The 13,979-nt window shown below is 61.5% G+C and carries 10 protein-coding genes; 6 read left to right on the top strand and 4 right to left on the bottom strand.

Annotated features, from left to right (window positions below; translation table 11 throughout):
- Positions 1-5 precede the first annotated feature (5 nt).
- The gene (locus E0L37_RS16975) at positions 6-653 is read right to left on the bottom strand and encodes a LuxR C-terminal-related transcriptional regulator (RefSeq protein ID WP_055099462.1); all 648 of its coding nucleotides are present in this window, start codon (positions 651-653) and stop codon (positions 6-8) included.
- A gap of 231 nt (positions 654-884) precedes the next feature.
- Between E0L37_RS16975 and E0L37_RS16970 the strand changes: the two genes are divergently transcribed.
- The 5 genes from E0L37_RS16970 to gspD all read left to right on the top strand — a co-directional run bounded on the left by E0L37_RS16970 (position 885) and on the right by gspD (position 7,482).
- Positions 885-2,252 (top strand): MFS transporter, encoded by a 1,368-nt coding sequence (locus tag E0L37_RS16970; protein ID WP_133492884.1) that lies wholly within the window; start codon positions 885-887, stop codon positions 2,250-2,252.
- A gap of 67 nt (positions 2,253-2,319) precedes the next feature.
- Complete coding sequence (gene ssb, locus E0L37_RS16965; RefSeq protein WP_133492883.1) at positions 2,320-2,838, top strand: single-stranded DNA-binding protein; 519 nt, start codon at positions 2,320-2,322, stop codon at positions 2,836-2,838.
- Between the two features lie 642 nt (positions 2,839-3,480).
- Positions 3,481-4,200: a type II secretion system protein N gene (gene gspN, locus E0L37_RS16960; protein ID WP_133492882.1), complete on the top strand. Its 720-nt coding sequence runs from the start codon at positions 3,481-3,483 to the stop codon at positions 4,198-4,200.
- A 209-nt stretch (positions 4,201-4,409) separates the two neighbouring features.
- Positions 4,410-5,273: a type II secretion system protein N gene (locus E0L37_RS16955; protein ID WP_236564140.1), complete on the top strand. Its 864-nt coding sequence runs from the start codon at positions 4,410-4,412 to the stop codon at positions 5,271-5,273.
- A 94-nt stretch (positions 5,274-5,367) separates the two neighbouring features.
- The gene (gene gspD / locus E0L37_RS16950) at positions 5,368-7,482 is read left to right on the top strand and encodes a type II secretion system secretin GspD (RefSeq protein WP_133492881.1); all 2,115 of its coding nucleotides are present in this window, start codon (positions 5,368-5,370) and stop codon (positions 7,480-7,482) included.
- 77 nt (positions 7,483-7,559) lie between these two features.
- On the opposite strand, the gene E0L37_RS16945 is transcribed toward gspD, so the two are convergent.
- Positions 7,560-8,618, bottom strand: a complete 1,059-nt coding sequence (locus tag E0L37_RS16945) for a hypothetical protein (RefSeq protein ID WP_133492880.1) — start codon at positions 8,616-8,618, stop codon at positions 7,560-7,562.
- A complete protein-coding gene (locus E0L37_RS16940) occupies positions 8,605-10,101 on the bottom strand; it encodes an adenylate/guanylate cyclase domain-containing protein (protein ID WP_133492879.1) in 1,497 nt (498 codons plus the stop codon). Before E0L37_RS16940 ends, E0L37_RS16945 begins: the two co-directional genes overlap by 14 nt.
- 417 nt (positions 10,102-10,518) lie before the next feature.
- On the opposite strand from E0L37_RS16940, the gene E0L37_RS16935 reads away from it, so the two are divergent.
- Positions 10,519-11,502 (top strand): alpha/beta fold hydrolase, encoded by a 984-nt coding sequence (locus E0L37_RS16935; protein WP_133492878.1) that lies wholly within the window; start codon positions 10,519-10,521, stop codon positions 11,500-11,502.
- Between the two features lie 294 nt (positions 11,503-11,796).
- On the opposite strand, the gene E0L37_RS16930 is transcribed toward E0L37_RS16935, so the two are convergent.
- Positions 11,797-13,803 carry an SDR family oxidoreductase gene (locus E0L37_RS16930; RefSeq protein WP_133492877.1) on the bottom strand — a complete coding sequence of 669 codons (2,007 nt, stop codon included), beginning with the start codon at positions 13,801-13,803 and terminating at the stop codon, positions 11,797-11,799.
- Positions 13,804-13,979 lie beyond the last annotated feature (176 nt).

Genomic DNA, 13,979 nt, shown 5'->3' with positions numbered 1-13,979 from the left:
GGGAATCACAGGTTTTCCTGGGCCCAGTTCACCGCCTGCAGGCGATTGGAAGCGTTGATCTTCTTGAAGATGTTGTAGATATGGGTCTTGATGGTATGGGGGCTGAGGTTCAGGGCGCTGGCAATCTCGGAGTTCTTGGCGCCGGTGGCCATGACTTTGAGTACTTCCACTTCGCGGTCGGTCAGATTCACTTCGCTGCGTGAGAAGGTCTTGTTGAACGCGCGGCTTTTCACCAGATATTGCTGCAGCACTTTGCGCGGGAACCACAGCTCGCCTTCGAAAATTGCCTTGATACCCTTGGTCAGCAGGCCCTGGGGGCAGTCGTGCAGGAAGCCGCCATTGACCATCGGCAGGCCGGCCAGACGCGACAGGGAGGCGTCGTCGTCCACGTTGAAGACGCCGGTGAGCACGTCGCAATCCAGGCGCTGGTCCACGGCCAGGAGATGATTGATGACATCGTTGACGTCCACCGAATGGTAATCCACCAGGAACAGGTTCTGCTCCGCTCCGGCCAGATCGTCTTCGGCTACCATGTCAACCGTTTTCACGGCGGTGGCGGGAATGGACTCCTTAGCGAGAAACTCGGTAAGCAGGGCGTTTTGCAGGTGCTGGTTACCAACCACGTACACCTTCTGAGCAGGGATTTTGTCCATGGAGTCTTCCGTGATGCGCTGAGGCTATCGGAGTGGCTACGAAAAATACCGTATTGTGCAAAAATCTATCACCCCTGGCGGGGCGGTTCAATTTGCTATTGCCTTAACTGACAAGGTTTTACAGGTTCGGGCTTGATTCGGATCGGTATCCGGTCGTTTTGTTCCCGCCCGGTGCCGGGGGAATCTGGTACACTTGCCGCCCCTAACCAGTCGCACCAGTTGTCAATCACCATGACGGATCAGCCCACCGCCGCGCTACGGCGCACGGAAATCAGTGCCAGCGGTTCCCTGGCCGCGATCTTTGCCCTGCGTATGTTCGGGCTGTTCATGATTCTACCGGTGTTCGCCGTGTTCGGTGGGCAGCTTGAGGGCGCCACCCCGCTGCTGATCGGTACCGCCATTGGCGCCTACGGTTTGATGCAGGCGTGTCTGCAGATCCCGTTTGGCATGCTCTCCGACCGCTTCGGGCGCCGTCCGATGCTACTGATCGGTCTGGCCCTGTTCATGGCCGGTGGCGTGGTGGCGGCGCTGAGTGACACCATCCACGGCGTTATCCTGGGGCGTGCCCTGCAAGGGTCCGGTGCCATCGCCAGCGTCATCATGGCGCTGATCGGCGATGTGGTGAGCGAGCGCAACCGTACCAAGGCAATGGCCCTGATCGGAATGTCGGTGGGCGGTTCCTTCATTCTGGCACTGATTCTGGGGCCACTGCTGGCTCACTGGCTGGGACTGAGCGGCCTGTTCTGGTTGACCGTGGCCCTCGGGGCGGTGGCGTTGCTGGTGGCGCTGCGGGTGCCGGCGCCAAAGGTGATGCAGGATGAGGCGCTGCCGCCGTCGCAGCGGTTCCGGCAGGTGCTTGGCAGCCCTGATCTGCGCCGCCTGGATCTGGGTATCCTGGTGCTGCATCTGACCATGACCGCGTCCTTCGTGGTGCTGCCCAAATTATTGCAATCCCGGCTCGGATTGAGCCTGGAGCAGCATAGTCTGCTGTATCTGGTGGTTCTGGTGGCGGGTTTCCTGGCCATGATCCCGCTGATCATCGCCGCGGAGCGCCATGGCGCGGTACCGATCAAAAGAGCGGCGGTGGCTTTGCTGATCGTCGCCGAGGTGTTGCTGGCGGTGGCCGGCGAGACCTTGTGGCACTTTGTGCTGGCCTTGTTTGTCTATTTCATGGCCTTCAATCTGCTGGAAGCCCTGTTGCCCTCCATGGTTGGCCGAGCCGCGCCAGCCGGTACCCGTGGCACCGCCATGGGCGTGTACTCCACCAGCCAGTTCCTGGGCGTCTTCATCGGCGGGCAACTGGGCGGTGCCCTGTTTCAGTGGGTGGGCGCCGAGGCGGTTTTCTATGGGTGCGCCGCCATGGCGCTGTTCTGGTTATGGCGTCTGGCCGGCATGAAGGAACTGCCAAAGCTCGATAACCGGGTCATTCAACTGAACCCCGCCGACGACCCGCGCCATACGGTGGAGCGGCTGCGTGCCGTGCCCGGTGTGCTGGAGGCGGTGGTGGTCACCGAGAAGCATCTGGCCCTGCTGAAGGTGGATAATCAGCTGCTTGACGAGCACGCGCTCCAGGCCCTCGCCGCCGAAGGGCAAAACTGACAGAATACCCGTTTATCCAGTTACGCCGCCGCAGGGCGGCCAGTCGAATTTGAGGGAGTGAAAGGCCATGGCGAGAGGGGTGAACAAAGTGATATTGATCGGCAACCTGGGTGCCGATCCGGAAACCCGCTTCATGCCCAGTGGCGGGGCGGTGACCAATGTCCGCCTGGCCACCTCGGAAACCTGGAAGGACCGGCAGACCGGTCAGATGCAGGAGCGTACTGAATGGCACCGGGTGGTGTTCTTCAACAAGCTTGGCGAGATCGCCGGTGAATACTTGAAGAAAGGCAGCAAGGTTTACGTTGAAGGCTCGATCCGTACCCGTAAATGGCAAGGGCAGGACGGCCAGGACCGCTACACCACCGAGATTGTCGCCAACGAAATGCAAATGCTGGATAGCCGTGGCGAAGGCGGTGGCGGCTTCGGTGGCGGCGACCGCCAGGGCGGTGGCGCGCCCCGCCAGCAGCAAGGCGGCTACGATCAAGGCGGCAATGACTACAACCAGGGCGGCGGCCAGAGCGGTGGTGGTCAAAGTGGCGGTTTCGGTGGCCCGGCCGACGATTTCGACGACGATATCCCGTTCTGACTGCCCGACCCACTCCTGCCCGGGGGCCGTCTGCCCCTGGGCGTCCCCGCGAGGCGGATTTCCAGCTTCCCTTTCCTGAATGTCCTGGTCCCGTGAATATTCCATGACAAAACGACGGTCATGGCGGTCGCGGCTCGTCTTGTTAATGCGGCCCACCATTTCGCGGCAGGTTGCCCGTCGCCGAGGTGGCCAGGCGGCATCAAGTATCAATCCAGACAGTTGGCATCTTTTCGTTGCCCCCGCTCCCGGGGCAACGATCTTTTTCTTCTCCTGATGCCGGCCCTTTTCCTGCTTTCCTCGACGCGCTTGTCACCGTCGCTTCATGGCCATCCCGCCCCGGGGAAAGGGCGTCATGGGCGTGTCATCGTGATGGTCCACCCTGGTGCCCCGTCTTGTGAAATCGCGCCGTCTTGCCCTGCGCGCGGCACTGGCCCTATTTGAGCAGGTGCTAGCAGGCTCCGGATTGAGGTACAGTTAACGTTTCGACTTCGTTGCTGGCGCGGTCGTACCAGTCGGTCCATCAGGACACGGCTAGGCAAGTTCATTGGGGTGTAGTGGATTCATGACCATGTATGCCATGGAAAACAAACGTCCGTGCCGGCACCATCGCATGCCCGGCAGGATGTCGGATGTTGGATTGAAATGATGCGTCGTGGTTTCGCCTTGGGGGCGGTGTTTGTCGTCAGTCTGATCCTGTTTCTCATTGTGTTGATGCCGGCGGCGGTGCTGGTGGAGCGGATTCCGCAACTGCGCCCGGGGGGCGCGCCGCTGACCGTGGCCGACGCCCGGGGGCGCTGGTGGAGCGGCTCCGCGGCGGTCAGTTGGCGCGATCAACAGGGGCGGGCGCGCTGGGAGGTCAATTGGCACGGATTGACGCCGGGGCTTGATCTGGCCATGGTATCCAACGATTTGGATGTGCAAGGCTGGCTGGGCGCCGCCTGGGGTAACTGGCGTCTGGAGCAATGGCGCGCCAGCGTGCCGGTGGCGATGGTAAGCCGCTATATTCCCCAGGGACAGGCCGATGGCACGGTAAGGGTAACCCTGATTGCTCTGGAACTCGCCGATGATGCCGTGGTCGATGCCAAAGGCACCCTTGATTACAGTGGGGGCACGGTTGGCTGGGGGCGCGGTGAGTCGGCGCCGGTGCCGCCTCTTCAGGGGCGTCTGAGCATGATGGAGACCGGCCCGTCGCTGGTGGTGACGGACCCCGAACAGAAAAAAGTGGTTGCCGCCCGGGTGGCGGAGCAAAAACTGAACGTACAAGTATTCAGGGCGTGGCCCCAATTGCTCGGGGTCAGCCAGGGGGGGGATCCCTCCGATGTGGTGTTCCAGATGAGTCAGCCGTTTCCGCCGGGACGCTGACAGATAGCGCTGGAAAAAAAACCGCATTTTTTATATTACGGTAATGTGTCCGCTGTAGGGTCGGTCGACGTCGGCACCCGTGAACGTGTGTCAATGCGGCGGGCCCGGGTGAACAAGGACATCCGGCCAGCCCTGGGTCGTCAGTTCCGGTATCGGAACGGCGGAGGTCGGTGGCGGTTGGTATAACGATAACGGGAAGTGACGCTTTTATGATTCAGTGGGCCCAAAGGGGAAATGCGCAGCAATGGCAGCCTCCGCTCCGTATGGCGGTGATGTTGCTGTTGGTGGTGGGGCTTGCCTACCTGATCGCGCAGACCGTCTGGCTGCTGAGTTACGGCCCCAATGATCCGGTACCGGAATCGGGGCTGCGCACCATGTCCGCGTCCGGGCAGAGCGGGGAGCGTCGCGGCATCTCTCCGTCGGAGATGGAAGCCTGGAACCTGTTCGGGGTGTACCAGGCGGAGGAGGACGTCAGCGACAAGCCTGTCGACGCGCCGGATACCCGCCTTAAACTGAAACTGCTCGGTGTCTTTCGCAGTCTGGATCGCAGCCAGTCTTCCGCCATTATTGCCGAGAGCGGCGGGGACGCCGAGCTGTACCACATCGGCGATGCCTTGCCCGGCAACGCCACCGTCGAAGAGATTTACGCCGACCGTATCATCCTCAAACGCGTGGGGCAGTTGGAAACTCTGCGCCTGAGCGAGCTGGCCGCGCTCGGCGGGGTCTCGGTATCGTCCCGGCCGCCGCCGCCTCCTCCGCCAAGACAGCCCGAGGAATCCTCGCCGGGTGAGGCTGACCTTGGCCAGCAGCGCACCACACTGATTCGTCAGCTCGGCCTCAAGGCTGTTGCCAGTGGCGAGAGCCAGGGGTATTCGCTGGGCTCTTCCGCGCCAAAACAACTGATCGAGCAGGTCGGCCTGAATCAAGGCGACGTGATTTTGTCGGTGAACGGGTATCTCCTGGGCACCGAGGAAAATGACCTGGCGGCACTGCAGTCGTTCCAGGAGTCCCAGAGCGCCACCATCGTGGTACAGCGTGGCGATCAGGAATTCACCGTGAGTTATCCACCGTAGCGAGACCTTTATGGAGCCCCTGAAACAGCATCGTGGAGTTTCTGCCAAGAGGCTCCTGGCACCGGCCCTAGGCAGCATTCTGGCTGTCCTTGTCGTGTCCGTGAGCCTGCCGGCCCACGCGCAGCGCGCCGGCCAGGACCAGGTGGTGCAGAACGCCGATGGCAAGACATGGACCGTCAATATCCGTAATGCGGATATACAGGCGTTTATCAGCCAGGTGGCGGAGATGACCGGCAAGAACTTCGTGGTCGATCCACGGGTCCGGGCCCGTGATGTGACGGTGATATCCAATCAGCCGCTGACGTCCGCCGAGGTCTATGAGCTGTTCCTGTCGGTTCTTCAGGTGCATGGTTACGCCGCGGTACCTTCCGGTGATGTGGTCAAGATCGTCACCAACACCACCGCCAAGCAGAGCAACCTGCCGATGACCGAGGCCAACGAGGCCGGCGGCGAGGAACTGGTAACCCAGGTGATCGCGGTGCAGAACTCCCCGGTGGAGGAACTGGTACCGGTGCTGCGCCCCCTGGTGCCCCAGTACGGCCATCTGGCGGCGGTGGGCTCCGCCAATGCTCTGATCATCAGCGACCATGCCGACAATATTCAGCGCATGCGCGCCATCATTCATCACCTCGACAACACCGAAAGTGAAGAGGTGGAGATTGTTCAGCTGCAGCACGCTTTCGCCGGCAACATGGTGTCGCTGCTCGATCAGTTGGTCAGCAGTCCCCAAGCGGCGGGGGGCAACCGCCGTGCGCCGAGAGCGGAGTCCGCCACGGTGGTGGCCGATGAGCGCACCAACCGTCTGATCCTGAAAGGCGACAGGGCCACCCGGGCGAGGCTGCTGCCGTTGATCGCGCGGCTGGATACTCCTTCTTCCGCCTCCAGCCGGGTTCAGGTGATCCGTCTGAGTCATGGCGACGCCGAGGATATGGCCGAACTATTGATGAACTTCGCCCAGGGGGCGGCGGCGGTGCGTAAGGGAGGGGAAGGTTCCAGTACCCCGGGCGGTTCCAGTGGCGCCGCCGTGGCGGGCACCGGCGACAACAAAGTGTCGATCCAGGCCGACGCTTCTCTCAATGCTCTGGTGATTCGCGCCGAGCCGGAGATGATGAATGAGCTGCAATCGGTGATCAGCCAGTTGGACGTACGGCGTACTCAGATCCTGATTGAAGCGGCGATTGTCGAGGTCACCGGCGACAAGGCTGACAGCCTGGGCTTTCAGTATCTGGCCGGCAGCAGCAGTGGCGGTTATGGCGGCGTCAATTTTTCGGGGCAGGGGCTTAGCGTACAAGGCCTGATCCAGGCCATGCTCACCGATGACCCCACCAATCTGACGCTGGGCGACGGTATTGCCGCTGGTGTTGGCGAAACCGACGCGGATGGAAACCTGCGTTGGGGCGCTCTGGTTCAGGCCCTGGCCAGCACCACCAACACCAATCTGTTGTCCACTCCGAGCATCCTGACACTGGATAACCAGGAAGCGTCCATTATCGTGGGGGAGAATGTGCCGTTCATTACCGGGCAGTCCACGTCCTCCAGTTCCACCACCGCCAACCCATTCACTACCATCCAACGGGAAGATGTGGGCCTGACCCTGAAAGTAACCCCGCATCTGGCGGGTATGGATACCATCCGGCTGGAGCTGGATCAGGAAACCTCCGCGGTGAAGGATGATTCCTCCGCGTCCGATATCATCACCACCAAACGCCAGTTGACCACCACGGTGCTGGCGGATGACGGTCAGACCATCGCCTTGGGGGGGTTGATCAGTGATGACGTGCAGAAGACCGTGCGCAAGGTGCCCCTGTTGGGCGATATTCCTCTGTTGGGTGTGTTGTTCCGCGCCACCAGCGAGACTCACGTGAAACGCAATCTGATGGTCTTCATCAAGCCGACCATCCTGGAAAGCAATGAGCGTCTGGTGGATATGACGCGCGACAAGTACATGGGGATCACCGCCATGCAGTTCAGTGTTGATGAGAATGGCGAATTAGTGCAGGAAGTGAAGAACCCGCTGCCCACCCGGGTCGACCGGCTGTTCAATGGCCGTACCAGCACCTCCGATGATTATCGCCGGGCCTATGAGCGCGAACAGCAACGCAGCGCCGATGAGAGTGTGGTGCCGCCGGCCTCCGGGCCCGTGATCAACGCCGAGCAGGGTTCAGCGGCACAGAAGAGCAAAGCCGACGACGAACAAGGCGAACAATAAGCCTCGCGGGAGCGGTTGGGTTCCCGCCGCTTCCCGTTCTTCCCGTCTTCGGTGAGTGAGCGCTTGTCGCAAGCGGACTATTCCGATGAGGTGGCGTCCAGGGCGCGCAGATTGTTGAGTACCCGCCGGGTTCTTTCCAGCTTCTTGTTGAGCTCCACGTTGTCCGGTGCCAGGGGCTTGAGCTCCTGCCAGATGGCGTACGCGGCCTGATATTCACCACGGGCGTAGAGCGCATCCCCGGTGGCCATATCCTTGTTGTAACGCTCTCGGAAAAGCGTCTCCACCTCGTCGCGCAACGCCGTGAGATGGTTGTTGGGGGTGGTGCGCAGGTATTCCCGTATTGCCAGCAGATCCTGCAGCGAGCCGCTTTCGCGGTAGGCGGCCATTAAAGACTCCGAGCGTTGCTGTTGGCGTTGGGTCTGCTGTTGCTCGGCTCTGTGGCGGGCTTGGGCCAACACCTGCTGCGCTTGGTTCAGGGCCTCGGGCGCGGGTCGATCCGGTTGTAGCTGGTGGGCCAGATGCAAAGCCCGTTGTGCCCGTGACCAGTCCCCCTGCGCGGCGTAGGCGTTACCCGCTTCGGTGAGTCGCTCGGCCAGGTCGGCCCGCAGAGTCTGGCGAAGCTCGAGGGTCTGCCCCGCTTCCGGCAGGGTGTAGCCGGGGAGTGTGCTGTCCAGGGAGGCGCTGTCCAACAGGGCGCGGGCCTGGGCCTGCCACCATTCGGAAAGACGTTGCCGCAGGCGCCGTGCCTCTTGCTGATGCAGTGACTCACGCAAGGCCACCAGCGGGCCGGGATAGATCAAATGGCCGCCGGTGGATTCCAGTAGTCCCTGAGCCTCACGCCACTGTTCCTGCCCGGCAAGGCGCTGTGCTTCCGCCAGGGTTTGGTCCCGATATTCGCGGCTCGCCTTGATGATGTCTTCCCGCTGTTGGCTCAGTGCCGCATGATCCGGGGCGTCTTGTCGCAGGCGCTCATCCAGCATTGTCAGTGCTTCCCGGTAACGGTGCTCATGGAGTACCTGCTCCAGGGTCTTCTCGGCGACTTCCGGCGGTGGCGGCGTGGTTTGGCAGGCGCTCAGTGCGAGCGCTCCGGCCAGCAAAAGCAATCCGGGGCGGCGTGATGAATCAGGACGATGCACGGTGGCCGTCCGTATTGAGGCGGGTCAGGAATTGGGCGATGCGTTGCTCCATCAGGGTTTCGGACAGGGCGTGCACACCGTTGACCCGATAGGTGCTGACCGGCTCCTGTCGGCCACGAACGCGCATGGAGCCATACTCCAGGGCCCGCACCCGAGGGGCAATATTGGCGTCCTTGAACACCGAGGCGGCGGCAATGATTTCTCCCGCGGCGGCCATGTTTGAGAGCCGGGATGCCAGATTCACGGTATCGCCGACCACGGTGTACTGCATGCGATCACGGGAGCCCAGGTTGCCGGCCAGCATGGCGCCGGAATTGATACCGATACGGAATTCCACGGTGGTCAGGCCCCGGGCCTGACGGTGCTCATTGAGGCGCTGGATCAGGCGCTGGATCATCACCGCGCAGCAGAGGCCATGGAACAAGTGCTCCGGATCCTCTTCCGGCACCCCGAACACAATCATGGCGCAGTCGCCCATATATTTGTCGATGGTGCCGCGATAGGAGTCCGCCGCCCAGGCGATGGCGTCGAAGTAAACGTTGAGCATGTGGGCCACGGCTTCCGGTGCCAGACTCTCCGACAAGCGGGTAAAGCCGACAATATCGGCGAACACCACGGTGGCGTTGACATCCCGTCCGCCGAGAGTGACCTGGTCCAGGTCGGCCATCATGCTTTTCGCCACCGAAGGGCTGACGAAGCGCTGCAGAACCCTTTCCACCTGGTCTTTCTCCAGCATGCTGTGAGCCATGCTGTTGTAGGCCTCGATCAGCAGCCCGATCTCGTCATTGCGGCGTTCGTGGATACGGAACTGCAAGTCGCCGCGCCGCATGGCGCTGGTGGCGGCCAGCAGATCACGAATCGGCTGGGACAACCGGCGGCTGATCACGAAAGAAGCGATGATGGCGATCAGGCCCATGATCACGGTGGCGGTGATCATGGCGGTCCGGACTTCTTTCTGGGCCAGAGCGATAGGTTGATCGGAGAGGGTGATCGCCACCGCGCCGACCTGAGTATCGTTCACCATAACCGGAGAAATATAAGTGCTCATGGGGGCGTCGGCCATGGTCCAGCGGCTGACGCCCGCCTCGCTCTGCGGTCCGCGTTGGGTCGGCTGCACGCCGGCTTCGTCGATCAAGTCGCCGTTCCGGTCAAACAGGGTGGCGCCATAAATATTGTCGCTGCGAACCAGGTTGTTGATGTGCACCTTGAGCAGGAAACGATCCTCGGCCAGCAGAGGTTCACGGGCGGTATGCGCCAATTGGGAGGCTATGGCGCCGCCGAAGCTGTCCGCCTGTTGGCGCATGCGTTCCAGCTGGTTGTTCAGCAGCAGAGTGCCGAGAACGGCCATGCCCAGAAGGAGCATCGCCGAGATCGACAGGCCCATTTTCCAGGCAACCGGGAAATAGGCGGGCAGGTAAGGTCGCAACAGCCGGCTGAGCCGGTGCTTGCTCTGTTGCGGTTGTTGTTTTGAAGAATCGTCCACGCTGCTGTTCCTAGAGCCCGTTTGGGAGTGCCCGTCTTCGCCGAAGCTTGAGGCAATATCGCCGTACCCTTGCCGGGGGCGGCTCATAACCGGGCCGGGTGCCGTCGACACCGTGTTGGTATTCTCTATCGGTACTTTCTATTGCTACTTTCTCTCGGTATTTGCTACCCGTATTCCGTATTCTACCTGAATGGCCGCTTCGCGGAGGAGAAGATCAAGGCGTGTCCCCTGTCGGCGGCTTGCCAGGCTGCGGTTCCGGTGTCACATTGCCAGAATGGCGCAGGTTAGGGAACCATGGAATGGGCCTCGTTTCCACCCAACCAGCATGACGGGCTTCGGCGGAGGATGCCTTGTGCATCCGGTAGCCGGGTAGTTCCGGGAGTATTGTCCCGGGAAAGCGGGTTCCAGGAAATTACGATGGGATTTATAAAAGAGCGGCGAGTGCCCGCCAATGGTCTGGATATGTACATTGCCGAGGCGGGCGCCGAGGGTGCCCCTTTGGTGTTGTGTTTGCACGGTTTCCCGGAGTGCTGGGCCTCGTGGCGCTATCAGCTGCCGGTGCTGGCTCAGTCCGGATACCACGCGGTGGCGCCGGATTTACGTGGTTACGGCCAAACCCGGGGCGCGGCGACGGTGGAGGACTGCCGTCTGTCCCGTCTGGCCGCGGATGTGGTGGCTCTGATCGAGGTGCTTGGCACCGAGCGGGCGGTGCTGGTAGGGCATGATTGGGGGTGTGCACTGGCTTGGGACGTGGCCAGAACCTATCCGGAGCGGGTAACGGCGGTGGTAGGGCTATCGGTTCCCTATGGCGGCCCCGCGCCACGCCCGCCCACGGAAACGATGCGGGACCTGTTCGGCGACCATTTCTTTTACATGCTTTATTTCCAGCAGGCCGAGGTGCCGGAAAACGAGCTTGGAGAGGACATTCGATATAGCCTGAGGGCCTTGTTTCACAATCTGTCCGCCGAAGGCATGGCCAATTTCCAGGTGGCACCGGATGACAGCGGTGTGCTGGATTCCATGCGCGTGCCGGCGCGGCCCTCGCGCTGGATGCGTGAGGAAGACCTGGATTATTACGTGGCCCGCTTCGAAAAGACCGGGTTTACCGGGGCGCTCAACTGGTACCGGGCCATGGATGCATCCTGGGAAGAAAGCCGCGCTGACGACAACTGGGCGATTCAGGCGCCGGTGCTGTTTCTCGGTGGCATGCAGGATCCGGTACTAATGTTCAGTCAGAAGGCGTTGGCGCGCATGCCGGACTATGTGCCGAATTTGAATACCGTGGTCCTGGACCAGTGCGGGCATTGGATCCAGATGGAGCAGGCCGCGGAAGTGAATCGGGAAATACTCGCGTTTCTGGCGGAGGCGGCGCCGCCCGGAGGGGATCACCCCGAACCCTGATCTGCATCAAGGGGGCCCGGGCGTGAATCGGAGACTATTCTCTCCGGGGCGCAAGCCCCGCTGCGTATGCTTCCGGTATATCCGGCTTTTCAAGGCCCCACGGCGGGGCCTTTTTTAATGGTTCATAGCGGAATGACTGGAATGACTGGAATGACCGGAATGGACGTCTACTAGCGGGCGTAATACGGCTCCGCTGTCCATGATGGAAGGCAAGGCCGTTTCCCGCTAAACCGCGATGAACCTTTTTATGACCACCATCCCTGGCGGCCGCCACCATCGCGCGGAACGAACCCGCTACCAGTGAATCCCCTTGAACAGCCGCGAGAAGGCCGCCTGCTCCCGGCTGATCCGCTTCGGCGTGCGCTCGCGTCGCCCCATCGCGGCGGCGGAGTCGGAGAACAGTTTGTAGCCGGTGTTCATGATCGTTTCCGTGGCCCGTGGAGTAATGAAGTGCATCACCTGGCCGAGAACGCCGAGACTGGTGGCGATCCGTTTGGGTTGGCGCACGATGGCGTCGCAGATCATGTCCGCCGCCTGGCTGGGGCTGATGGTGGGCACGTGATTGTACAGCTTGGTGGGCGCGATCATCGGCGTGCGCACCAGAGGCATGTTGATGGTGGTGAAACGGATACCCTGGTGAGCCAGCTCGCTGGCGGCGCAACGGGTGAACGAGTCCAGCGCGGCCTTGGACGCCACATAGGCGGAGAAACGCGGCGCGTTGGTCAGAACCCCGATACTGGAGATATTGATGACGTGCCCGCTGCCCTGTTCGAGCATGCTCGGTAGCAGGCGCATGATCAGCCGCAAGGAGCCGAAATAGTTCAGCTGCATGGTGCGCTCGAAATCGTGGAAGCGGTAGACCGAGTTGACCACCGAGCGGCGAATGGAGTGGCCAGCGTTGTTCACCAGGATATCGACCCGGCCGTAATCCTCCAGGACCTCTTTCACCAGGTCGTCCACGGACTCCAGCTTCGAGACGTCGCAGCGGTAGGCCCGGGCGATGCCCCCCACCTGCTTGATCTCGTGCAGGGTTTCCTCCAGTTTTTCGGGAGTACGGGCCACCACCAGCACGGTGGCGCCGGCGCGAGCCAGCTTCAGGGCCGAGGCCTTGCCGATCCCGGAAGTGGCTCCGGTGATCAGTACCACCTTGTCTTCCACCTTGTCCGGCAGCGATGGCAACGGCTGCAATTCATCCTCACGTTGATCCCGTTCCGGGTCCAGGTGGTTTTCCCAGAAATCCCACAACTGCTGGATGTAGCTTTCCAGATCCGGCACTTCAATGCCGCTGCCCTCCAGTGCGGCCCTGGCCCGCTGATTGTCATACTGGGTCGGGAACGTCAGGAATTGAACGATGGTGGGGGGAATATCCAGGCTTTCCAGCAACTGGTTGATCAGGGCTTTCGGTGTCAGTGCGTTGACGCCTTTCCTGACGAAACCGGGTACCGCGTTGAAGACACGATTATCCAGGCGCACCGGCATGCGCGGCGCCTGGGCGGCACCGGCGATGATGTCCATCACCTCGCTGAAGTTATAGCTGCGCCCGGCGGTCAGGTGAAAACACTGACCATTGCCGTCGGTTTGATGGGCGATGTGATCCAGTGCGTTGGCCACGAAATCCACTGGAACGATGTTGAAATGGCCGCTTTCCACGCCCACCAGCGGGAACCAGTTGGGAAGGTAATCCTTGAGCTTCTGGATCAGTTTGAAGAAATAGTACGGGCCGTCGATTTTGTCCATTTCCCCGGTCTGGGAATGGCCCACTACCAGAGACGGCCGGTAGATGCGCCAGGGTATCTGGCTTTCCTGGCGCACCAGCGCTTCCGATTCATGCTTGGTCAGCAGGTAGGGATTGTCCAGGCCGGTGGCTTCTTCGAACATGTCTTCGGTGAAGGTGCCGGGATAGAGCCCGCCGGCGGCTACCGAGGAAACGTGATGGAAACAGCTGGCCTGCAACTGTTCCGCCAGTTTCAGGGTCTGGCGGGTGCCTTCGATATTGGTGTAACGCTGAGTGTTCTCGTCGGCATTGAGGTCATAGATCGCCGCCAGGTGGAAAAAATGGTCAATCTGGCCGCGCAGGTCATCCAGGTCCCGCTTGCTCAGCCCCAGGCTTTTTCTCGTCAGATCACCGGTGATCGGCACCAGGCGCTGCTCCTCCACGCCCAGGCGTCGCCGCAGCGCCTCCAGCTTGTATTCGGAGCCCGGACGAACCAGGGCGAAGACCCGGCTGCCTTCCCGTTTCAGAAGCCGGGCAACCAGAAAGCGGCCGATGAAGCCGGTGGCCCCTGTGACGAAATAATTCATGGTGGTCAGTCCCTCGTTAGCACGCACGATTTGTTGTAGAGCCTGTTTGGCGATCTTGCCGGGCACCTGATCGATGATGCGCCCCTTGTCCGGACGATACCAGCGTGGACCGGTCTCGTTTTTACAACTAACAAGTGTTAGTTATTTTGTGGTCATTACCTTCTAATGTCAACAGC

It is taken from the genome of Alcanivorax sp. 24 (assembly GCF_004360225.1).
Taxonomy (GTDB): Bacteria; Pseudomonadota; Gammaproteobacteria; order Pseudomonadales; family Alcanivoracaceae; genus Alloalcanivorax; species Alloalcanivorax xiamenensis.
This window is presented reverse-complemented; position numbering and strand designations above follow the sequence as displayed.

Bases quoted from the DNA above. Each gene is read 5' to 3' on its own strand.
- E0L37_RS16975 (WP_055099462.1), bottom strand. From the start codon at position 653: ATGGACAAAATCCCTGCTCAGAAGGTGTACGTGGTTGGTAACCAGCAC.
- E0L37_RS16970 (WP_133492884.1), top strand. From the start codon at position 885: ATGACGGATCAGCCCACCGCCGCGCTACGGCGCACGGAAATCAGTGCC.
- ssb (WP_133492883.1), top strand. From the start codon at position 2,320: ATGGCGAGAGGGGTGAACAAAGTGATATTGATCGGCAACCTGGGTGCC.
- gspN (WP_133492882.1), top strand. From the start codon at position 3,481: ATGATGCGTCGTGGTTTCGCCTTGGGGGCGGTGTTTGTCGTCAGTCTG.
- E0L37_RS16955 (WP_236564140.1), top strand. From the start codon at position 4,410: ATGATTCAGTGGGCCCAAAGGGGAAATGCGCAGCAATGGCAGCCTCCG.
- E0L37_RS16935 (WP_133492878.1), top strand. From the start codon at position 10,519: ATGGGATTTATAAAAGAGCGGCGAGTGCCCGCCAATGGTCTGGATATG.
- E0L37_RS16930 (WP_133492877.1), bottom strand. From the start codon at position 13,803: ATGAATTATTTCGTCACAGGGGCCACCGGCTTCATCGGCCGCTTTCTG.